20 protein-coding genes are annotated in these 19,154 nt (G+C 72.0%); 8 read left to right on the plus strand and 12 right to left on the minus strand.

Annotated elements, in window-relative coordinates; genetic code table 11:
- Positions 1-67 precede the first annotated feature (67 nt).
- On the minus strand, positions 68-1,627 hold the full coding sequence (locus tag HD597_RS44285; protein WP_253751953.1) for a hypothetical protein: 1,560 nt from the start codon (positions 1,625-1,627) through the stop codon (positions 68-70).
- Positions 1,624-2,409 carry an ABC transporter ATP-binding protein gene (locus tag HD597_RS44290; protein ID WP_253751956.1) on the minus strand — a complete coding sequence of 262 codons (786 nt, stop codon included), beginning with the start codon at positions 2,407-2,409 and terminating at the stop codon, positions 1,624-1,626. The genes HD597_RS44285 and HD597_RS44290 overlap by 4 nt, the downstream gene beginning before the upstream one ends.
- Positions 2,410-2,445: 36 nt before the next feature.
- On the opposite strand from HD597_RS44290, the gene HD597_RS44295 reads away from it, so the two are divergent.
- From HD597_RS44295 to HD597_RS44305, 3 genes are all read left to right on the plus strand, one after another.
- Complete coding sequence (locus HD597_RS44295; protein ID WP_253751959.1) at positions 2,446-4,032, plus strand: acyl-CoA carboxylase subunit beta; 1,587 nt, start codon at positions 2,446-2,448, stop codon at positions 4,030-4,032.
- Positions 4,029-4,229 carry an acyl-CoA carboxylase subunit epsilon gene (locus HD597_RS44300; protein ID WP_253751962.1) on the plus strand — a complete coding sequence of 67 codons (201 nt, stop codon included), beginning with the start codon at positions 4,029-4,031 and terminating at the stop codon, positions 4,227-4,229. Before HD597_RS44295 ends, HD597_RS44300 begins: the two co-directional genes overlap by 4 nt.
- Before the next feature lie 107 nt (positions 4,230-4,336).
- Positions 4,337-5,278, plus strand: a complete 942-nt coding sequence (locus HD597_RS44305) for an NYN domain-containing protein (protein ID WP_125632505.1) — start codon at positions 4,337-4,339, stop codon at positions 5,276-5,278.
- On the opposite strand, the gene HD597_RS44310 is transcribed toward HD597_RS44305, so the two are convergent.
- Entirely contained in the window at positions 5,236-6,252 is a 1,017-nt protein-coding gene (locus HD597_RS44310) for an ArsR/SmtB family transcription factor (protein WP_253751964.1), read from the minus strand. The two genes, HD597_RS44305 and HD597_RS44310, sit on opposite strands and share 43 nt — an antisense overlap.
- A gap of 60 nt (positions 6,253-6,312) precedes the next feature.
- Between HD597_RS44310 and HD597_RS44315 the strand changes: the two genes are divergently transcribed.
- Genes HD597_RS44315 through HD597_RS44330 form a run of 4 tightly spaced genes read left to right on the plus strand, consistent with a single transcriptional unit; the run spans position 6,313 to position 10,414 of the window.
- Entirely contained in the window at positions 6,313-7,536 is a 1,224-nt protein-coding gene (locus HD597_RS44315) for an MFS transporter (protein ID WP_253751967.1), read from the plus strand.
- Positions 7,537-7,594: 58 nt separating this feature from the next.
- Positions 7,595-8,992 carry a DNA-3-methyladenine glycosylase 2 family protein gene (locus tag HD597_RS44320; RefSeq protein WP_253751970.1) on the plus strand — a complete coding sequence of 466 codons (1,398 nt, stop codon included), beginning with the start codon at positions 7,595-7,597 and terminating at the stop codon, positions 8,990-8,992.
- The gene (locus tag HD597_RS44325; protein ID WP_253751973.1) at positions 8,989-9,501 is read left to right on the plus strand and encodes a methylated-DNA--[protein]-cysteine S-methyltransferase; all 513 of its coding nucleotides are present in this window, start codon (positions 8,989-8,991) and stop codon (positions 9,499-9,501) included. The genes HD597_RS44320 and HD597_RS44325 overlap by 4 nt, the downstream gene beginning before the upstream one ends.
- Positions 9,502-9,523: 22 nt before the next feature.
- Entirely contained in the window at positions 9,524-10,414 is an 891-nt protein-coding gene (locus HD597_RS44330; RefSeq protein ID WP_253751976.1) for a hypothetical protein, read from the plus strand.
- Between the two features lie 51 nt (positions 10,415-10,465).
- On the opposite strand, the gene HD597_RS44335 is transcribed toward HD597_RS44330, so the two are convergent.
- Complete coding sequence (locus HD597_RS44335) at positions 10,466-11,620, minus strand: MFS transporter (protein WP_253751979.1); 1,155 nt, start codon at positions 11,618-11,620, stop codon at positions 10,466-10,468.
- 91 nt (positions 11,621-11,711) lie between these two features.
- Here HD597_RS44335 and HD597_RS44340 point away from each other — a divergent pair, with 91 nt between their 5' ends.
- Complete coding sequence (locus HD597_RS44340; RefSeq protein ID WP_253751982.1) at positions 11,712-12,143, plus strand: MarR family winged helix-turn-helix transcriptional regulator; 432 nt, start codon at positions 11,712-11,714, stop codon at positions 12,141-12,143.
- A gap of 1 nt (position 12,144) precedes the next feature.
- Here the strand turns inward: HD597_RS44340 and HD597_RS44345 are convergent, their stop codons facing one another.
- From HD597_RS44345 to HD597_RS44380, 8 genes are all read right to left on the minus strand, one after another.
- A complete protein-coding gene (locus HD597_RS44345; protein ID WP_253751985.1) occupies positions 12,145-13,083 on the minus strand; it encodes a hypothetical protein in 939 nt (312 codons plus the stop codon).
- On the minus strand, positions 13,080-13,679 hold the full coding sequence (locus tag HD597_RS44350; RefSeq protein ID WP_253751988.1) for a hypothetical protein: 600 nt from the start codon (positions 13,677-13,679) through the stop codon (positions 13,080-13,082). The genes HD597_RS44345 and HD597_RS44350 overlap by 4 nt, the downstream gene beginning before the upstream one ends.
- Complete coding sequence (locus HD597_RS44355) at positions 13,676-16,684, minus strand: AfsR/SARP family transcriptional regulator (protein ID WP_253751991.1); 3,009 nt, start codon at positions 16,682-16,684, stop codon at positions 13,676-13,678. The genes HD597_RS44350 and HD597_RS44355 overlap by 4 nt, the downstream gene beginning before the upstream one ends.
- A gap of 69 nt (positions 16,685-16,753) precedes the next feature.
- Positions 16,754-17,170 carry a TadE/TadG family type IV pilus assembly protein gene (locus HD597_RS44360; protein WP_253751994.1) on the minus strand — a complete coding sequence of 139 codons (417 nt, stop codon included), beginning with the start codon at positions 17,168-17,170 and terminating at the stop codon, positions 16,754-16,756.
- Positions 17,167-17,553, minus strand: a complete 387-nt coding sequence (locus HD597_RS44365) for a TadE/TadG family type IV pilus assembly protein (protein ID WP_253751997.1) — start codon at positions 17,551-17,553, stop codon at positions 17,167-17,169. Before HD597_RS44365 ends, HD597_RS44360 begins: the two co-directional genes overlap by 4 nt.
- The gene (locus tag HD597_RS44370) at positions 17,550-17,948 is read right to left on the minus strand and encodes a TadE/TadG family type IV pilus assembly protein (RefSeq protein ID WP_253751999.1); all 399 of its coding nucleotides are present in this window, start codon (positions 17,946-17,948) and stop codon (positions 17,550-17,552) included. The genes HD597_RS44365 and HD597_RS44370 overlap by 4 nt, the downstream gene beginning before the upstream one ends.
- Before the next feature lie 29 nt (positions 17,949-17,977).
- Positions 17,978-18,223 (minus strand): hypothetical protein, encoded by a 246-nt coding sequence (locus tag HD597_RS44375; protein ID WP_253752002.1) that lies wholly within the window; start codon positions 18,221-18,223, stop codon positions 17,978-17,980.
- Positions 18,220-19,143 (minus strand): type II secretion system F family protein, encoded by a 924-nt coding sequence (locus HD597_RS44380; RefSeq protein WP_253752004.1) that lies wholly within the window; start codon positions 19,141-19,143, stop codon positions 18,220-18,222. The genes HD597_RS44375 and HD597_RS44380 overlap by 4 nt, the downstream gene beginning before the upstream one ends.
- Between the last annotated feature and the right edge of the window lie 11 nt (positions 19,144-19,154).

Consider the following 19,154-nt stretch of genomic DNA (forward strand, 5'->3'; position numbering starts at 1 on the left):
TTTCGAAGGGTATCGAGTCGGTTCCGGCCGACGTAGACCGGTCTCAGTTATTGGACTAGACCACTGGTCACGTGGGCTTCGAGACGGCCGCGAGCAGCTCCGGCGTACGGGCGAAGCCGATCCTGGCGGCCAGCCGCCGGCCGAGCATCTCGGCCAGCAGGCCGTAGAACGGCGCCAGGACGGACACCCAGAGGAGCCCGAACAGGAGCGGCACCACGATCGGCAGCGCGAGCAGTCCGATCCCGACCGTGGCCCCCATCGCGGAGGCGAACGCCAGCCCGCCCTGGCCTGGGGCGGCGCCGCTGAAGGCGTTCATCCGCTCGGGCGCGGTGTACGGCAGCACCACGCTGGTCACGGAGCCGACGCCGAGCCCGATCCCGAGCGCGCCCCAGCCGGTCAGCATGCCGGGCAGGATCGCGCCCGGCTGCCCGGCGAGCAGGCCTGTCGCGACGGCGATGGCGGCGATCAGCGGCACGGCGACCAGCGCGTTGGCCAGGTGCCGGCCGGCCAGGTCGGTGATCAGGCCGCGCTCGGAGCCGAAGGCGACGGCGTTCATCCAGAGCGAGCGGCCGTCGATGCCGAACGCGTTGATCGACTGCAACGCGATCATCAGCGCGCCCGCGCCGGACAGGGTGATCGGCATGGCGGCGCCGGCCTCGGCCGTCCTGGTCAGGGAGAACGACAGCACGATCGTCACGAGGACCGCGCTGAACCAGCCCACCCGGTAGCGGGGGTCGCGCCTGATGTACTTCAGCTCCTTGGTCACCACCGCCGCCAGCGGCCCGTCCGGCAGGAACCGGTCGATCAGGCCGCTCTCCCTGCGTACGGAGGCGGCCTGGGTGGAGACGTCGGGCGTGACCAGGGCGCGGGCGAGCGCCTTGATCCACAGCCAGGCCAGCGCCACGGTGAGCAGCGCCACGAGGACCACCTCGGCCAGCCCGGCCAGGCCGCCGTCGGCGATGGCGTGGGCCAGCATGCCGGGCGGGGTCCAGCGCAGCACGGCCGCCATCGCGTGCAGCATGGCCGCCGGGTCGCCGAAGCCGCCGTTCATCAGCAGGTTGGGCAGCTGGGCGAGCAGCACGACGAGCAGCGCGGCCACGGCCAGCACGTCGCGCCCGCGACGGGTGCGCAGCGCGCTGGACAGCGCCGTGGTGATCAGCCGGGACGCCACCACGCACAGCGCGAACTGCACCAGCACGGCCGGCACCCCGAGCAGCCAGCCGCCCGCGCCGGAGGCCAGCCCGACCAGGGCGCCGAACGTCACGATCAGCATCGCCGCCGGCCAGACGCCGGTCACGGACGCGGTGAACAGGCCGACCGCCAGCCGGCGCGTCCTCAGCGGGAACAGCGACAGCTTGGCCGGGTCGAGCGTGTCGTCCAGGCCGAACGCCATCAGCGGCACGACCATCCAGCCGAACAGGAAGGAGGCGAAGGCCACGATCACGAGCGAGGAGGAGATGTCCGGGGGCGCCAGCCGCAGCAGGCTCATCAGGAAGAAGCCGAGCACGGCCAGCCCGGCGGCGGCGACGAGGGTGAAGATGAAGCCGAGCTTGCGCTGGAGGTCACCGCGCAGGTTGCCGGCCATCAGCCGCAGCTTGAGCCGCGCGAAGAGCGCGACGGTGCTCACGAGCCGGCCTCGGGCGGCCTGGCGCCGAGCCAGGTCAGGCCCGACTCGCCGCCGCTGTGCGGGGAACGGCCGACGAGCTCAAGGAAGGCCTGGTTGAGCGAGGGACGGTCGCCGCGCACGTCCGCCAGCGTGCCCTGCGCGACGATGTGCCCCGCGCTCATCACCGACACCCAGTCGCACAGCCGCTCGACCAGATCCATCACGTGGCTGGAGAAGATGACGGTGGAGCCGGAGGCGGTGAAGCGCCGCAGCACCTCGGTCAGCGTGTTGGCGCTGACCGGGTCGACGCCTTCGAACGGCTCGTCGAGGAAGAGCACCGACGGGTTGTGCAGCAGCGCGGCGGCCAGGCCGATCTTCTTGCGCATGCCGGTGGAGTAGTCGACGACGAGCTTGTCGGCGGCGTCGGCCAGGTCCATCACGGCCAGCAGCTCGCCCGCGCGCTGCTCGACCTCGGCCTTGGGGATGCCGCGCAGCCTGCCGTTGTAGAGGAGCAGCTCGCGCCCCGACAGCCGCTCGAACAGCCGTAACCCCTCGGGCAGCACCCCGATGCGCGCCTTGACCTCGACGGGGTCGCGCCAGACGTGAAACCCGTCCACCTCGGCGGAGCCGCCGTCGGGACGGAGCAGCCCGGTGATCATGCTGAGGGTGGTCGTCTTGCCCGCCCCGTTGGGCCCGACCAGGCCCGCGAAGCTCCCGGCGGGGACCACGAGGTCCACCCCCGCGACGGCGATCTGCTGCCCGTAGCGTTTGAACAGGGCGTGCGTGCGAACCGCGTCCGACATGGCTCCACTCTAGGAGGAGGGGCTAGCCTTGCGCGCATGAGCACTGCGGAGGAGATGCCGGAACGGCCGGATGTTCACACCACCGCTGGGAAGATCGCCGACCTGGAGCGGCGACTCGACGAGGCCGTGCACGCGGGCTCGTCGGCGGCGGTCGACAAGCAGCACGCCAAGGGCAAGATGACGGCCAGGGAGCGGGTGCTCGCCCTGCTGGACGAGGGCTCGTTCGTGGAGTTCGACGAGTTCGCCAGGCACCGGTCCACCATGTTCGGGATGGACGAGCGCAGGCCGTACGGCGACGGCGTCATCACCGGGCACGGCACGGTCGACGGCCGGCAGGTGTGCGTGTTCTCCCAGGACGTGACGGTGTTCGGCGGCTCGCTCGGCGAGGTGTACGGCGAGAAGATCGTCAAGGTGCTGGACCTGGCGGTCAAGACGGGCTGCCCGATCATCGGCATCAACGAGGGCGGCGGCGCGCGCATCCAGGAGGGCGTGGTCGCGCTCGGCCTGTACGCCGAGATCTTCAAGCGCAACGTGCACGCCTCCGGCGTGATCCCGCAGATCTCGCTCATCATGGGCGCCGCGGCCGGCGGCCACGTCTACTCCCCCGCGCTGACCGACTTCGTGGTGATGGTGGACCAGACGTCGCAGATGTTCATCACCGGGCCCGACGTGATCAAGACGGTGACGGGCGAGGAGGTCACGTTCGAGGAGCTCGGCGGGGCCCACACGCACAACACCAGGTCGGGGGTGGCCCACTACGAGGCCTCCGACGAGCGGGACGCGCTGGAGTACGTCAAGGCGCTGCTGTCGTACCTGCCGTCGAACAACCTGGACGAGGCCCCGGCGTACGAGCCCGCGGCGGAGCTCGATCCCGACCCGGAGCTCGACGAGGTGATCCCCGACTCGCCGAACCAGCCGTACGACATGCACCACGTGATCGAGCACGTGCTGGACGACGGGGAGTTCCTGGAGGTCCACGCGCTGTTCGCGCCGAACGTGGTGGTCGGGTACGGCCGGCTGGACGGCCAGCCGGTGGGCGTGGTGGCCAACCAGCCCATGCATTTCGCTGGATGTCTGGATATCAACGCATCCGAGAAGGCCGCAAGATTTATTCGAACATGTGATGCCTTTAATATTCCAATCCTGACTTTTGTAGATGTACCGGGTTTCCTTCCCGGCACCGATCAGGAATGGAACGGAATCATCCGGCGCGGCGCCAAGCTCCTGTACGCCTACGCCGAGGCCACCGTGCCGCTGATCACGGTCATCACCCGCAAGGCGTACGGCGGCGCGTACGACGTCATGGGCTCCAAGCACCTGGGCGCGGACGTGAACCTGGCCTGGCCCACCGCGCAGATCGCGGTCATGGGCGCGCAGGGCGCGGTCAACATCCTCCACCGTCGCAGGCTGGCCGGAGCCGCGGATCCCGAGGCCGAGCGGGCCGCTCTGGTCACCGAGTACGAGGACACGTTGGCCAACCCGTACATCGCGGCCGAGCGCGGCTACGTGGACGCGGTGATCCGGCCGTCCGAAACCCGGCCCCAGGTCATCCGGGCGCTGCGCGCCCTGCGGAACAAGCGGATGACGCTGCCCCCGAAGAAGCATGGGAACATTCCGCTATGACGCCGCACCTGCGCATAGTCCGAGGGGACGCCACGCCGGAGGAGATCGCGGCGCTCGCGGCCGTCCTGGCCTCCCGCCGCGCCGAACCGGAGCCGAGCCGTACGCCGAGAAGACAAACATGGCGAAACCCGGCTAGAGCCATGCGTAAGCCTGTCGCACCAGGGAAGTCGGCATGGCGGATGAGCGCACTACCCTAGATAGATCCTGGGAATCGGGTGTCAAGTTCCCCGGGAGTTGGGACTATCTAGAGAAAGTAGGCGTATATAGTCGGCCGATCAACTAACACCGCGGCCTGGAGGACGACATGGCCATCCCAGACCTCATGCCGCATCCTGTGGCAGCCAAGTACGCCGTCCTAGTGGATGTCGGTTATCTGTACGCGGCGGCAGGTGAAGTGCTGCTGGGCGCGAAGGAGCGCAAGGAATATCGGGTGGCCGCCGATGAGCTCATCCAGAGTCTACAGAAACATGCAGAGGAACGCATTTCGGGCGAGCTTCTGCGGATCTATTGGTATGACGCAGCCCGTGATCGCGTGCCCACCGTCGACCAGCGTGTCATAGCTCAGCTCCCGTGGGTCAAGGTGCGGCTCGGCAACCTGAACGCCCGCGGCCAGCAGAAGGGTGTGGACGCGCAGATCCGGAGCGATCTGGAGGCACTGGCCAGGCATCACGCGGTCACTGACACGATCCTGCTGGCGGGTGATGAGGACATGGTCCCGGCGGTGGAGGCCGCGCAGGCGTACGGCGTGCGCATCCACCTGTGGGGCGTCGAGCCGCCTTACGGCACCAACCAGGCCGAGCGCCTGGTGTGGGAGTCCGACACCGTGGAAGTGATCAGCGCCGATTTCCTAAGACCGTTTTTCAGCCGTGCTCCCCAGCCCGTTCCCGTCACTCCGCCGGCCGCCGCTCCCTCGCCCGCGCAGGTCTTCGCCGGGCGCGCCCCCGTCAAGCCGCACGCGAAACCCGGCCAGGTCGCCAAGCTGGGGCCGAGCAGACCGCGTGTGGAGGACGTGGGCGAGCACGTCGCCCAGAAGTGGATACTGACCCGCGGGCGTGACAACATCCGCGATCTGCTTCCCGGCCCCATCCTGCCCACCGTGATCGACACCGAGCTGCTGATCGAGGCGGAGAAGGAGCTCGGGCACTCGCTGCGGCCCTACCCGGAGGCGCGGGTGTGGCTGCGTGACGGGTTCTGGGCGCGGGTCTACCGGGAGTTCGATCTGGGGGTGGGCGTCTCGTCCAAGTAGGCGCGGGGGCCGGGGTCCAGGAGGGCCTCGGCTATCGCCGTGCGGGCGTACAGGACGTATCGCCCCGTCCGGTGTGCCGTGCACAGGCCGGCCCTGCGCAGCGCGGTGAGGTGCTGGTTCGCGCCCGGCTCCGACAGCCCGGCGCGCCGGGCCAGCTCGCGGGTGGAGGCCGGCTGGTCGAGCTCGGCCAGCAGCCGCGCGCGGGTCCTGCCCAGCACGACGGCCAGCGCCTGCGGCGGCTCCAGCTCGCGGCGCTCCCAGAGCGTCGCCACGCCGCGCGGCGCGTACCGCACGGTCGGCTGGTACGGCGGCACCGTCACCGAGAACACCTTCGGCCAGACGAACACGCTCGGCACCAGCAGCAGCCCGAGGCCGCGCAGCGGGCGCTCGCCGGAGACGTGGCGGTGCCGGATGCTCAGCCTCCCGTCGTGCCAGGTGACGGCCTCGTCCAGGTCGGCCAGCATGCGCTGCGCGCCGCCCTCGGCCAGCAGCCTGGCCCGGTACAGGATCTCGCCCTCCAGCAGGGCCCTGATGCGCGGCCAGTACGGAGCCAGCGCCGCCTGCCAGTAGTCCGTGACCTCGGCGGCCAGCCGTTCCAGCCCCTTCTCCGGGTCGTCGTGGAGCGCCTGCACCCGTTTCGTGCGCGGACCGGGCACCTCGTCCAGATCCGGGCGCACCCGGGCGGCCGCGCCGCGCATGGTGGCGAGTTCGAGCTCCAGGTCCGGCATGGACGTGGACGGCGGGGTGCAGGTGAAGCCCGCGATCGTGATCGTCGGCACCGGGACGAGGTCGGCCAGCAACCGCCACTGCACGTCCGCCAGGCGGCGGCGCACCTGCTCGGCCCAGGGGCGCAGGAGCGGGTGCGCGGACGGGTCCTTCAGCACGCGCACGCTGGCCACGACCTCGCCCAGCGGGGAGATCGCGAAGCGGGTGTTCGCGATGTCGTGGGCGGTGAAGACGAGGTCGAGGGCCATTGGATTCGCGGCTCACTTAATCGATGGCACCATTGCCGACATTTCACCATCGTGGCGGACATGTCAACGCCAGCGATGGATGAGCCGCTGTTGAGCGTCCGCGGCTTTCGCAACCTGTTCCTGGCCGGCGCGGTGAGCCAGCTCGGATCCCAGATCAGCTACGTCGCGCTGCCCCTGCTCGCCGTGACCGCGCTCGGGGCGGGCGCGGGCGAGGTCGGGCTCCTCGCGGCGCTCGGGACGCTCACCGTGCTGCTGCTCGGGCTGCCCGCCGGAGCCTGGGTGGACCGGGTGAGGCGGCGTCCCGTGATGATCGCCACCGACCTGCTGCGGGCCGGGGCGCTGCTGTCGATCCCGGTGGCGTGGTGGGGCGGATGGTTGTCGATGGGGCAGCTGTACCTGGTCGCGGTGCTCGTCGGGGCCGGGACACTGCTGTTCGACGTGGCCTCGTACAGCATCGTGCCGGCCTTGGTGGGGCGGGAGCGGCTGACGGCCGCGAACACGCTGCTGGTCGGGACCGGGGCCGGGATGGACGTGGCGGGGCGCAGCGCCGCCGGGGTGCTCGTGCAGGTGGCGGGCGCGCCGGTGGCGATCCTGCTGGACGCGCTGAGCTACCTGTGGTCCGCGGCCTGGCTGCGCGGCGTCGCCGAACCCCGGACGACGGCGCGGGAGCCCGACCCGATGGGAAGGCGGATCGCCGAAGGCGTCCGGTTCCTCTTCGGCAACCCGATCCTCGTCACGGCCCTGCTCCAGGGCACCATGGCCAACCTGGCGTTCCCGCTCTGCTCCGTCCTGCTCCCGGTCGTCATCGTGCGGCAGCTCGGCCAGCCCGAGTGGGTGCTCGGGGCGTACCTGGCCGTGGGCGGGCTCGGCGTGCTGGCGGGATCGTCGTCGGCGCACGCCATCGGCCGCCGGCTCGGCACCGGGCGCGCCGCCTGGCTCACCAGCCTCGTCACCACGCCCGCCGCGATCGTCGTGCCGTTCCTGAGCGCGGGCGGGCCGTGGGTGTGGGCGAGCGCGGTGGCGTGGTTCGTGCTGACGTTCCGTACCGGGCTCAACAACGTGCTGCTCGTCAGCCTGCGGCAGCGGGTCACGCCCGACGCCATGCTGGGCAGGATGACGGCGACGATGCGGCTGCTCCTGACGGGCGCGCTCGGAGCGGGCGGGCTGCTCGCCGCCGCCGTCGGCGAGCTGTGGGGCACCGGCCCCGCGCTGGCGCTGGGCGCGGCCGTCATGGCCCTGAGCTGGCTGCCGTACGTACGCTCGCCGCTGCGCCACGAGCCATGAACGGTGGTGTCTGATTTCCGCCAGTCAGTCTCCTTGGGGAGCGCATACTGTCGGAGACATGTCACCACTCGAGCTCGATTTCGACTCCTGTTACCGGGCCGTCTCCGCCAGGGACTCCCGGTTCGACGGCCGTTTCTACACGGCGGTGACGACGACGCGCATCTACTGCCGCCCGATCTGCCCGGCCCGTACGCCCTCGGCCCGCAACGTGCGCTTCTACCGGCACGCGGCGTCGGCGGAGGCCGCCGGGTTCCGCCCCTGCAAGCGCTGCCGGCCCGAGCTGTCGCCCGGCGACCCCGGCTGGGACCTGCGCGGCGACCTCGTCGGGCGGGCGCTGCGGCTGATCGACGACGGGGCCGCCGACGAGCAGGGCGTCGCCGGGCTCGCCCAGCGGCTGCACATCACCGAGCGGCACCTGCACCGGCTGTTCGTGACCGAGCTGGGGGTCGGGCCGCTGGCGGTGGCGCGCACCAAACGGCTGCTGCTGGCCAAGCAGCTGCTGACCGAGACGGGGCTGCCGGTGACGGAGGTGGCGTTCGCGGCGGGGTTCGGCAGCGTGCGGCAGTTCAACGCCACGATGCGGGAGACGTACGGGTTCACGCCGAGCGAGCTGCGCGCCACGGCCGGGCCCCGGGCGGTCGAGGGCACCGGGGCGGCGACGCTGCGGCTGCGGCTGCACCGGCGGGAACCGTACGACGTGGAGGGGGTGTTCGCCTTCCTCGCCTCCCGGGCGATCCCCGGGCTGGAGGTCGCCGACCACGCCTCCTACGCCAGAGCCGTGCCGGGCGGGACGATCACGCTCACCCCGCAGCGCGGGCACATCGCGCTGGACGTGGCCGTGGACGACACCCGCCAGCTCGCCCGCGTCGTGGCCCGCTGCCGCCGCCTCCTCGACCTGGACGCCGACCCCGAGGCCATCTCGGAGACCCTCGGCCACACCTCGCTCGGCCCGCTCGTCACGGCTCGGCCGGGGTTGCGGGTGCCGGGGGCGTTCGACGGGTTCGAGCTGGCCGTGCGCGCGGTCGTGGGCCAGCAGATCTCGGTGGCCGGCGCCCGCACGCTGCTCGGCCGCATCGTCGCCAGGGCCGCCGCGCCGGACGGTCTCTTCCCCACCCCCGCCCGGCTCCTGGACACCGACCTGACCGGCCTCGGCCTGACCAACCGCCGGATCGACACCCTCAAGGACCTCGCCGCCCGCCTCGAAGAGGGCCACCTCGACCTCGACGGCGGGCAGGACCCGGCGGAGGCGGTCACCGAACTCCTGGCTGTCCGCGGCATCGGCCCGTGGACAGCCAGCTACATCGCCCTGCGCGCGCTGCGCGACCCGGACGCGTGGCCCACGGGCGACCTCGTCCTGAACAAGCGCATGGCCGCCCTGGGCATCCCCCAGGACCACATCGAGCGGTGGCGCCCGTGGCGGGCGTACGCCGCCCTGCACCTCTGGAGCTCCTCATGATCGCTGCTCAGCTCGTCCCGACGCCGGTGGGCCCGCTGGCCCTGCTTGCCCGCGAGGGAGTGCTCGTCGCGGCCGGCTTCACCGCCGACCCGACGGAGATGTTCGTCCGGCTCACGCCCGCGCTCCAGGCCGAGGGCCTGGAGGTCGTGGACGATCTCGGCCTGGCCGCCGAGGCCACCCGCGCCTACTTCGCCGGGGACCTGGACGCGCTGGACGCCGTCCCGGTCTCGCAGCCCGGCTCAGCCACGCGTAAGCGGCTGCATGCGGCGTTGCGGGAGGTCAAGGCGGGGACGACCGTTTCGTACGCGGAGCTGGCGGAGCGGGCGGGGATGCCCAAGACGGCGGCTCGGGCGGCTGGGTCCGCGTGTGCGCAGAACCTGATCGCGCCGTTCGTACCTTGCCATCGGGTGTTGCCCAGCTCGGGGGGATATGGGGGGTACTACTACGGCGTACCGGTGAAGGAGTGGCTGATCGCTCACGAAAACGGAGGAATTGCTAACTCCATGTGATGGAGCGACAACATTCGGTAATGTGTTCGCCATGTCGCCGACATTAGAACATGAGTACCTAATCGAGCTCGTCCGCAACCGCCCATCTCTGGTCACTTTCCTGCTGGCGGAGATGGGCGTCGCCGTTCCGGCCTTCGATGAGCTGACGCTGGGAAACACCGACTTCACCGACTGCAGACCTACGGAGTATCGCGCCGACTCGGTGGTCGTCATGACCCAAGGCGGAGAGACGGTGCACGCCGTGGTGCTGGAGATCCAAAGAGCGCCCGACAAGCGCAAACAATGGTCCTGGCCGGTCTATCTGAGCACGCTCCGGGCACGTACGAAGTGCCCGGTGGTGCTCCTGGTCTTCTGCCAGGACGCCGCGACAGCCAGGGCCTGCTCGGAAGCCATCGACATGGGACATCCAGGATGGGTACTCAGACCCATCGTCGTGAGCTCGAAGGACGTGCCCGAGATCATCGACGCCACACAAGCCTCCGCCAACGCCGAACTGGCCACCCTCTCGGTGATCACCCACTGCAACGACGGGACTGAACGTCTTCACAAGATCTTGCACGCATATGTCCAGGCCATCGTGCAAGGCCCGAGGGACCGGCCAAGCTATATTGAGCTTGTACTCAGCTCGGTGCCCCGGCCCATCGGCAAGATCATCTGCAAGGAGCTCGAGATGAGCGTAGACATCGAACACCTGATGGACTACCCCTTCGTCCGCCAATGGGTCGAACAGGGCGAGGCCAAGGGCGAGGCCAAGGGCGAGGCCAAGGCCATCCTCGTCATCCTCGACAAGCGGGGCGTTCCCGTTCCGCACGAAACACAGGAACGCATCCTGGCCTGCACCGACCAGGCAACCCTGACGACATGGATCGGCAGAGCCGTCACAGCCACCAGCGTCGACGAACTGTTCGACTGATCGACCCGCGGGGCCGGCACGGCACCCCCGCCGTGCCGACCCTGATCGCGTTCAGGCAGGCACCAGCCGCCGGGCCTGCATACCCGCCGCCCCCGCGACGACCAGCCCCACCAGGCCCAGCAAGGCGGCCGTCCAGGCGGGGGCCGTGTAGCCGAGGCCTGCGTCGATGGTGAGGCCCGCGGCGAACGAGCCGATGGCGTTGCCCAGGTTGAAGGCGCCGATGTTGGCGGCCGAGGCCAGCGTGGGGGCGCCTGCGGCGGTGTCCAGGACGCGGGTCTGGAGGGGCGGGACGGTGGCGAAGGCGGCCACGCCGAAGAGGGTGATGGCCACGACGAAGGCGATCTGGCTGGACGAGACGAGGGCCACCACGACGGCCAGGATGGTGAGCAGGCCCACCGAGCCGTAGATGGACGGCATGACGGCCCGGTCGGCGAGCTTGCCGCCGATGAGGTTGCCGGCCACGAGGCCGACGCCGAACAGGGCCATCACCACCGGCACCGCCCCCGGCGAGAAGCCGCCGACGCCGGTCATGATCGGCGCGATGAAGGTGATGACGGCGAAGACGGGCGCGAAGCCGAAGACGGTCATGGCGAGCGCCAGCCAGACGCCGGCCTTGCGGAACGTCGCGAGCTCGCGCAGCAGGCCGCCGCCGGAGGGCCGCGGCTGGCGCGGCACGAGGGCCAGGACGCCGATGAGACCGGCCACGCCGATGGCGACCACGACCCAGAACGTGGCCCGCCAGCCGAACGCCTGCCCGATCCACGTCCCCAGCGGCACGCCGAGCACGTTGGCCAGTGTCAGGCCGGTGAACATCAGGGCGATCGCGCTGGCCCGCTTCTGCGGCGCCACCAGGTCGGCGGCCACGACGGAGCCGACCCCGAAGTAGGCGCCGTGGGCGAAGGCGGCCAGGAAGCGGCCGGTCATGAGCACGCCGTACGAGGGGGCCAGCGCCGACAGCAGGTTGCCCACGATGAAGAGCACCATCAGGGCCAGCAGCATGGTCTTGCGCGACAGCCGCCCGCCGAGCATGGTCAGCGGCGGCCCGCCGACGGCCACGCCGAGGGCGTACCCGGAGACGAGCAGGCCCGCGGCCGGGATCGTCACGCCGAAGTCCGCGGCCAGCTCGGGCAGCAGCCCGTTGATGATGAACTCCGTGGTTCCGATGCCGAAGGCGCTGATCGCGAGGGCGAACAGGGCGAGAGGCATAGAATTCTCCTCAGACGACGTTAGTGAGCGTGGACATTATTTGCACACGCCGACTAACTGACCATACAACCATGCCGGAGGAGGCTGTCACATGCCCATCGCCGATGACGCCGTCGAGGCACGTGCCCAGGGCTGGCGCACCCTCGCGGCGCTGCACGCCAAGATCGAGGACCGGCTGGAGAAGTGCCTGCAGAAGGAGCACGAGCTCAGCGTGAGCGAGTACACCGTGCTCGACGCGCTGGCCAGGCAGGACGGCTGGCACATGCGCATGCAGCAGCTCGCCAGGGCCGTGGTGCTCAGCCAGAGCGCGACCACGCGCCTGGTGACCCGGCTGGAGAACCGCGGGCTGCTGCACCGCTACCTGTGCGAGGACGACCGCCGCGGCATCTACTCCGAGGTCACGCCGGCCGGGCGCGAGCTGCTGGAGCGGGCGCGGCCGACGCACGACACCGTGCTGAAGGAGGTGCTGGACGAGGCGGCACAGGAGCCGGAGCTGGCCCCGCTGGCCGCCGTTCTCTCCTGACTCAGCCGGCGGGTGGCGTGACGTTGCTCTGGATCTCGCCGACCGGCACGTCGCGCGTGGTCTCCAGCTCCACGGGGTCGAACTGGAACGGCACCACGCCGCCCTGGGCCTGGATGTCCACCGGCCACACGGTGGTCACGGTGAGCGTGTACGTCTCGCGCGGCTGGTCGATCGACGAGCGCAGGTACCGCACGCCGCAGGAGAACGCCGCGCCCTTCGCGTACGGCCTGCCCGCGGCCCCGCAACCGCTCTCGGTCACCTCCGCCCGCTCCGGCGTCGTCCCCGGGTCGATCCGGATGTCGTCGAGGGTCGCGACCAGGGTCACGCTCATGACGCCCGGCAGCTCGGCCGTGACGGTGCGGCGTCGCTCGTCCACGTCTTCGAGCCAGACCCAGGTGGGCAGATTGACGTAGCTCTTGGCGTCGGGATTCAGCTTGACGGCGGGCTCCGGAACGGTCAGCGCGGCACGGGCGATCTGGGCGAGCTGCTCGATCGTGAGGCCGGAGGGCGGCGCGGTGCCGGTGGGCACGAAGATGAACTGCTCCAGGTCGGTCCAGCAGGCCACGCCGTTGGGGTCGGCCTCGTTCAGCGCGGGCAGCCACCAGCGCCCGTCCTGCCCGAGCTTGTCCTTGAACTGCTGGATGAAGGCCTGGTGGCCCTCCTCGTCGATGCGCGCCCGGTTCGCCGCGTCGCGGCCCTCGCCGCGCTGACGGAGCATCTCCTCGGGGGTGGGCCCGGGCTCGTACCAGCACGGTTGCGGGATGCGGTAGCCGTCACCGCTGCCGCCGACGTCACCGCTGACCCTGATACTGGTGTGTTTCCCCCTCCACCCCACCGTGTTGCCGCTCTGCTCCTTCTCCTGGGTGGTGTTCCCGCCGGGGCCCGGGACGGGGTCGAGGAGCAGCGGTGCCATCAGCAGGGCCGCTAGCCAGGCTTTCATCGGGTGCATCTCTCTCTGGAGGGGACATAGGTCCTGATGCGCCACACCCCGTCGTCACCGCGACGGGCGGCCACGCTCTGGCCGTAGGGGGTGCGCAACCACTCGGGCTGGGGGCTGACGGCCTTCCCGGTACGGGTGGAGACCATCCGGACCCCCGATTCGTCCACACAGGCGTCGATCTGGGCGCCCTTGCCCACCCGCGCGCTGACTCGCAGGTCGTAGAGCCGCCCGACCCCGCGCATCGACCACCCCTCGGCGGCGAACGACTCCACCCACTCGCTGGCCTGCACCGCGGCGTCGAGTTCGAGGCCGTCCTTGTACGTGCGCCGCCGCTCCGCCACGGCCTTGCGGGTGCCGACGTACTGGTCGACCATGACCTTCAGCAGCGGGTCGGGGTTCGCGGGCCATTCGACGCGGGCCTTCAGGCCGTCGGCGACCTCGATCGTCTCGGGCCCGGACGACGACCGCTCCTCGGGCGCGGCCGGGGTGGCGCTCGCCACCCCGGCCGGAGCGCCCTCCCTCGGCCGGTACGGCCGCTCCGGCGCCGCGCAGCCCGCCGCGAGCAGCAGGCACAGCACCATCGCCGCAGATCTCATGCCGACGACTCCCTCACCACATGAATGCGCCACGTGGGCAGCAGCTCCTCGATCAACGCCTCGGTCTCGGGGGCCATCGCGCCTCCTCCGTACGGGTGCGAGGCCGCCCGCCGGGTCAGGCCCTCGACGACGGCGCGCAGGCGTACGGTGTCCTCCGTCGCGTGCGTGGCCCGCAGCAGGTCGCGCCAGAGGCTCTCGTCGTCGGGCGCCAGCAGCAGCGCGGCGCGCACGGCGGCCACCGCGGCGTCCGGCTGGCCGTGCGCCAGCCGCAGCTCGCAGAGCTGGTGCGCGGCGTCGGCCACGGCCGCGGTCACGTCGTACTCCAGGTCGTCGTCGGTCAGCCAGGCGTACCTGCCGGGGCCGCGCGCGGCCAGCAGCGGGCCTCTGACCAGGCCGAGCGCCTTCTCCAGCAGGACGGCCCTGGCCGTCGGGTCGTTCTGCGAGCGCCGGACGAGCTCGCGGAACAGCGCCCAGTCCGTACGCACGTCGGGCCCCAGCCGCAGCCGGCCCGCCTCGTCGGTGAGCAGGTGCTCGGGCCCCAGCCACTCGGCGACCCTGGAGATCGTGGCGTCCCGGACCATGTCCTGCACGCCGCGCGGCCACAACACGCCGCCGAGCACCACCGGGTGCACGCCGCCCACGTGCGTGGCCAGGTACACCAGCAGCTCCGTCGCCAGCTCCATCCGGCCCTCCTCCAGCGGGGGCAGGCCGGCGAGCTCGACGGGGCCGAGGATCCTGATCTCCACGGCGGGCGGGTGCAGCCCGGCCAGCGGCTCGGCGTCGGGGATCGCCTCACCCTCCAGACGGCCGGCGGTGCGGAACAGGTCGATCAGCGCCTGGTAGTGGCGGCGCGGCAGGAGCTGGGCGTCCACCTCGAAGCCCAGCTCGGCGATCCTGGCCCTGCCGTCGTCGCCGATCTCCAGCGTCCAGGTGGCGTGCGGAACCTCTCCCGCCACCACGTAGCCGGCGGTGTCCCGGCGGGCCAGCAGCGCCAGGCGGCGGGCCTCGTCGTGCGTGGGCGCCACGGCGGACAGCAGGTAGTGGGCGCTGCGCGGGCTGCCGGTGATGCGGCCGGTCAGCACCTCCCTGCGCGGGGCGGCGCCGGCCTCCAGCTCGGGGAGCACCTCGGCCAGGCTGCCGACCGCCCTGACGCGGCCCGGCGCGATGGCGGTCAGCTCGCCGCCGAAGCCGACGAGCGTGATGCGCATGCGGTCGGACCACAGGTTCGTGGCCAGCTCGACCGCCAGGGCGGCCAGCGCGGCGGTGGTCTGCGGGCCGCGCACGTTGATCAGGCCCTGCGCGGCCTCCAGGTCGATGAGGACCCGCCCGGCGGCGTCCGTCCCGATGGAGACCAGCCCCGGGTACGGCGCCCCGCCCGGCGGCACGCCGGCATCGGCCTGGGCCGCCCCGCCGCCCTGCCGCGCCCGGCTGTCGGGGTACGGGGCCCGGCCCGCCTGCGCCCGGCCCTCCGGATACGGCGCCCTGCCGAGCTGCGGCCCGGAGTCCGCGTGCGGCCCTCCGCCCGCCCGGCCCCCGGGATCCGCATGCGGCCCTCCGCCCGGCTGGGCGAGCCGGGGTTCCTCGTACGGCGCTCCGCCAGGCCGGGTGGTTCTCGGGTCCGGCAGGAGGCGGCCCTCGTGGGCCGGGAGGCGCCAGATCTGGCCGCCGTCCGCCGCCGTCCACGGCGCGGGCGGGTCGTCGTCCGCCGGGTGGATCCACAGGTCGAGCGAGCGGGCCGACAGGTGCGCCCCGTACACGACGGGCGGGGTGCGGCGCTGGGCGGCCAGCTCCGCGCCCAGCGTCCGCAGCCCGACGTCCAGGATGCGGGCGCCCGGCGCGTCGCTCCCGAGCCGCAGCGCGAGCTCGGCCTGGGCGGCGTCGTCGCGCGGCCGGACGATCCTGCGGCCGAACAGCCGCCGCCAGAGCTGCTCCCTGCGCCGCCTGGCCAGCACGAGCAGCAGCCCGGCGGCGGCCAGCGAGGCGGCGGCGAGGTACTGCGTCAGGTCGCCGCCCTGGGGCTCGGTGATGACGACGGGCTGCCGGTCCGTCGGGGTCTCGTCCTCCGCCTCCGCGCGCTTGCCCTCCTGCCGCTCGGCGTGCTTGCCCTCCTGCTCGTCGGTGCCCCCGCGCTCCTGCTGGTCCGTGCGCTTGCGCTCCTGCTGCTCGGGCTGGCGGTGCTTGGCCTCGCCCCGCTCGCGGGGCTCCGGCCGCTCCACGTGCGCCCTGCCCGGGTGCTCGCGCAGCGTCTGCTCGCGGGGCTGGCCCGCGGGGACGATGTGCACGTTCCTGGCGTCGTCCGGCATGTCGAGCACCCAGCCGGGCCTGATCAGGTCGGCCATGCGCAGGCGGGTGCCGTCCGGCTGCTCCTTCGCCTGGTTAAGTCGGTAGATTTCGGGATATCGGCGGCCGTCTCCGAGGCACTTCTCCGCGATCTCCCACAGGCTCTCGTGGTGCCGGCCGTGCGGCGGCTGCACCACGTACACCTTCTTCGTCTTGGGCGTCTCCAGCGTCTGCTCGACGATCGGCGCCGAGTACGCGACCGCCGTCACCGGCGGGGCGGCGGGCGTCAGCGCCGGCTTCATCAGCGGCACCACCATCGCCCCCGCCGTGAACAGCAGCAGCACCGCCGACACGAGCTTGTTGGCGAGGAACTGCATCCCGCCGGAGAGCGGCACGCGGGCGGGCATGCCGACCCGGCGGACCCCGGCGTACACCTCGACCAGCACGCACACGAAGAGCTGGAGCCAGGCGCCCCACACCATCAGCACCAGCACGGCCATGATCGTGCCGTGGCCCACCTTGCCGGTCCACACGTCGGGGTCGAGCAGCTCGGGCCTGATCGGCGGGCCGGCGTACGTGAGCAGCGCGTACGGCACGCCGCCCACCAGCGCCACCAGCACGACCAGCGCCCCGATCCCGGCGAGCACGTCGCCGAAGCTGCGCCTGGCCCGCACGCGTACGGGAACGTGACGTCCGGGTGGACGCGCGGGCTCTCGCGTCGGCATCGCCTCTCCTTTCCCCGGTCCAGCGTCGTGCCTCGGGTGTCCCGCATCCATCGAGTGGCGGAATTCGGTCTATCTCGCTTCGGGGGCCGCGGTGGCCTCACCGGTCATCTCGGAGCCGGGGAACCCGATCGCGCTGAGGAAGAACGCCTCCCACCGCACCGACACGGACACCGTCACCTGCGCCTGCCCCTGGCCGACCGCGCACTCCCCCGAGCTCACGTCGTCGCCGCCCTGGGCCGCCACGATCTCGTCGGCCCTGGCGCACACCTGCGCCTCGCCGAGCAGCCGTGCCTCGCCCGTCGCGCGCAGGTGGTCGACGTCCAGCTCGTCGGCGCCGGCGCGCGCGGCCTGCTCGGCCACGTCCGCGGCGCGCAGCCGGGCGTTGATCGCCGACCCGCCGTCCACCAGCAGCCCGGCCAGCAGGAACACGACCACGGAGAACAGCACGGTGAACACCGACATGGAGCCCCGCTCGCCGGCCCTCATTCGATCCTCCTGAACTGCTCGATCGGCACGACCGCCGTCCCCGTGAGCCGCTTGGTGCCGCCGAAGCCGAGGAAGGCGAGGTCCAGCTCGCACGACACCTCGGCCCGCACCTGGCCGCCCTGCTCCCACTCCGAGCCGTCCAGGGAGACCGCGGCCGACTGGCAGCGGCCCTCCAGCACGTTCGTGGTGATCGCCTCGGCGGCGGCCTCCGCGTCGTCGAGCGAGCGCTGCACGGACGCGGCGCGGGCGGCGTCGCGCGCGGCCCCGTTCACCCGCCCCTGCGACTCCACCAGCACCCCGGCGCCGGCCAGGAACATGAGGAACAGCAGGAAGACCGGGGCCAGCATGACGGTCTCCACGGCCATCGAACCCCGCTCGCTCATTCGCAGTCCTCGCCGCCGTTGTCGGGGCGGAAGCACTCGACGGGCCCGCCAGCGGTGGCGGTGATCGTGAACGCGAGGTCGGGCAGCAGCGGGATGACCTGTACGGCACTGCCCGTCACCGTGACGAAGCGCTCGTCGGGCTCCTTCTCGGAGGTCGTGGCGGTGGCGCCCCGCAGCAGGCGGGGCCCGACGGCCTGGATGATCTCCGTGGCCTTGCCGGTGGCCTCGCCCTGCCAGGCGCCCGAGTCGAACGGCGCGGCCCTGGCCACGCGCGCTCCCTCCCTGGCCGCCGCCTCGGCCACCTCACGGGCGTGGAACCACAGGGCGACCTGCACGATGAGCAGCACGGTCGCGAGGATGACCGGCATGAGCAGGGCCAGCTCGATCACCGTCACGCCGCGCTCGTCCCGAGGCGGCCGGGCTCTCACGGAGTGCCGCCACCGCCGTCGCCGCCGTCGCCACCGCCGCCGCCGAAGGTCTGTTCGAGGTTGCCCTGCTGCTGCTCCACCAGGGTCCTGATCAGGGTGGCCAGGCCGAGCGCGACGCCGGCGATGATCGCGGTGATGATCACCCATTCGACGGCGGAGGCGCCCCTGGTCGGCGCGGTGCGGGCGCGGCGGACCCGCTCGCCCAGGTACGCGTTCAGGTAGACGATCCACGGGTGGTTCATGAGACTCCCAACATCTTCATCGCGGCGGGGTAGCTGAGAAAGATCACGAAACCGGCACAGAGCAGGAGCTGGGCCACCAGCATCGACTGGGAGCGCTCGCCCGCCCTGCCCTCGATCTCGGCCAGCTCGCGGCGGCGCAGCGTGGCGGCCCTGGCCGTGAGCGAGGCACGTACTTTGGCGCCGTCGTCGGCCACCAGGCCGAGCGCGGCGGACAGGTCGCGCAGCTCGTCGACGTTGATCTCCTCGCCGAGCTGGCCGAGCGCCTGCCACGGCGTGATGCCGACGATCCTGGCGCCGCTCAGTGCGTCGCGGATGCGGCCCATCGCCCAGTTGGGCTGCTCACCGCTGACCGAGACGGCCATCATCAGGGCCTCGGGGACGCCGCGGCCGCCGGCCAGGTTCATGGAGACGAGGTCGAGGAACGCGCCGACGACGTGGCGGAAGTCGCGTCGCTTGGCCGCCGCGTCCCGCCTGACCTGGAGGTCGGGCAGGAAAAAGAAGACGACGGCGACGAGCACGGCGGTCCAGAACGGGATGGCCAGGGAGGCGCCCCACTCCATGAGCACCAGCCAGGCCAGCAGCAGCGGGAAGGCCAGCAGGCCGCTGGCCGCCAGCAGCACCTTGGTCGCCAGGAACGCCTCGAACGAGCGGCCGAGCAGGGCCAGGTCGGACTTGGCCGAGCGGGCCTCCCAGCCGCGCGCGCCGTACAGGCGGGCCATGCGGGCGCCGAGGCCGCGCCGGAAGGCGCTGACCTCCTCGTCGGGCAGCACGAGCTGGATGCGGGGCGCGCCCGTGTCCTCGCGCACGGCGTCGAGCGCGAGCAGCCGCGCCACCAGCCCCGGACGCGCCGGGAACAGCGCCCGTAGCAGCACGAACAGCCCGAGCCCGAGGGCCGCGCCCGCCAGCGCGCTCTCAACCATCGCGGCCACCT

The organism is Nonomuraea thailandensis (genome assembly GCF_024172165.1).
Classification (GTDB): domain Bacteria; phylum Actinomycetota; class Actinomycetes; order Streptosporangiales; family Streptosporangiaceae; genus Nonomuraea; species Nonomuraea thailandensis.

What these genes read in the sequence shown, in the direction of transcription:
- HD597_RS44290 (WP_253751956.1), bottom strand. Translation starts at nt 2,409, where the DNA reads ATGTCGGACGCGGTTCGCACGCACGCCCTGTTCAAACGCTACGGGCAG.
- HD597_RS44295 (WP_253751959.1), top strand. Translation starts at nt 2,446, where the DNA reads ATGAGCACTGCGGAGGAGATGCCGGAACGGCCGGATGTTCACACCACC.
- HD597_RS44300 (WP_253751962.1), top strand. Translation starts at nt 4,029, where the DNA reads ATGACGCCGCACCTGCGCATAGTCCGAGGGGACGCCACGCCGGAGGAG.
- HD597_RS44305 (WP_125632505.1), top strand. Translation starts at nt 4,337, where the DNA reads ATGGCCATCCCAGACCTCATGCCGCATCCTGTGGCAGCCAAGTACGCC.
- HD597_RS44310 (WP_253751964.1), bottom strand. Translation starts at nt 6,252, where the DNA reads ATGGCCCTCGACCTCGTCTTCACCGCCCACGACATCGCGAACACCCGC.
- HD597_RS44315 (WP_253751967.1), top strand. Translation starts at nt 6,313, where the DNA reads ATGTCAACGCCAGCGATGGATGAGCCGCTGTTGAGCGTCCGCGGCTTT.
- HD597_RS44320 (WP_253751970.1), top strand. Translation starts at nt 7,595, where the DNA reads ATGTCACCACTCGAGCTCGATTTCGACTCCTGTTACCGGGCCGTCTCC.
- HD597_RS44325 (WP_253751973.1), top strand. Translation starts at nt 8,989, where the DNA reads ATGATCGCTGCTCAGCTCGTCCCGACGCCGGTGGGCCCGCTGGCCCTG.
- HD597_RS44335 (WP_253751979.1), bottom strand. Translation starts at nt 11,620, where the DNA reads ATGCCTCTCGCCCTGTTCGCCCTCGCGATCAGCGCCTTCGGCATCGGA.
- HD597_RS44340 (WP_253751982.1), top strand. Translation starts at nt 11,712, where the DNA reads ATGCCCATCGCCGATGACGCCGTCGAGGCACGTGCCCAGGGCTGGCGC.
- HD597_RS44345 (WP_253751985.1), bottom strand. Translation starts at nt 13,083, where the DNA reads ATGAAAGCCTGGCTAGCGGCCCTGCTGATGGCACCGCTGCTCCTCGAC.
- HD597_RS44350 (WP_253751988.1), bottom strand. Translation starts at nt 13,679, where the DNA reads ATGAGATCTGCGGCGATGGTGCTGTGCCTGCTGCTCGCGGCGGGCTGC.
- HD597_RS44355 (WP_253751991.1), bottom strand. Translation starts at nt 16,684, where the DNA reads ATGCCGACGCGAGAGCCCGCGCGTCCACCCGGACGTCACGTTCCCGTA.
- HD597_RS44360 (WP_253751994.1), bottom strand. Translation starts at nt 17,170, where the DNA reads ATGAGGGCCGGCGAGCGGGGCTCCATGTCGGTGTTCACCGTGCTGTTC.
- HD597_RS44365 (WP_253751997.1), bottom strand. Translation starts at nt 17,553, where the DNA reads ATGAGCGAGCGGGGTTCGATGGCCGTGGAGACCGTCATGCTGGCCCCG.
- HD597_RS44375 (WP_253752002.1), bottom strand. Translation starts at nt 18,223, where the DNA reads ATGAACCACCCGTGGATCGTCTACCTGAACGCGTACCTGGGCGAGCGG.
- HD597_RS44380 (WP_253752004.1), bottom strand. Translation starts at nt 19,143, where the DNA reads ATGGTTGAGAGCGCGCTGGCGGGCGCGGCCCTCGGGCTCGGGCTGTTC.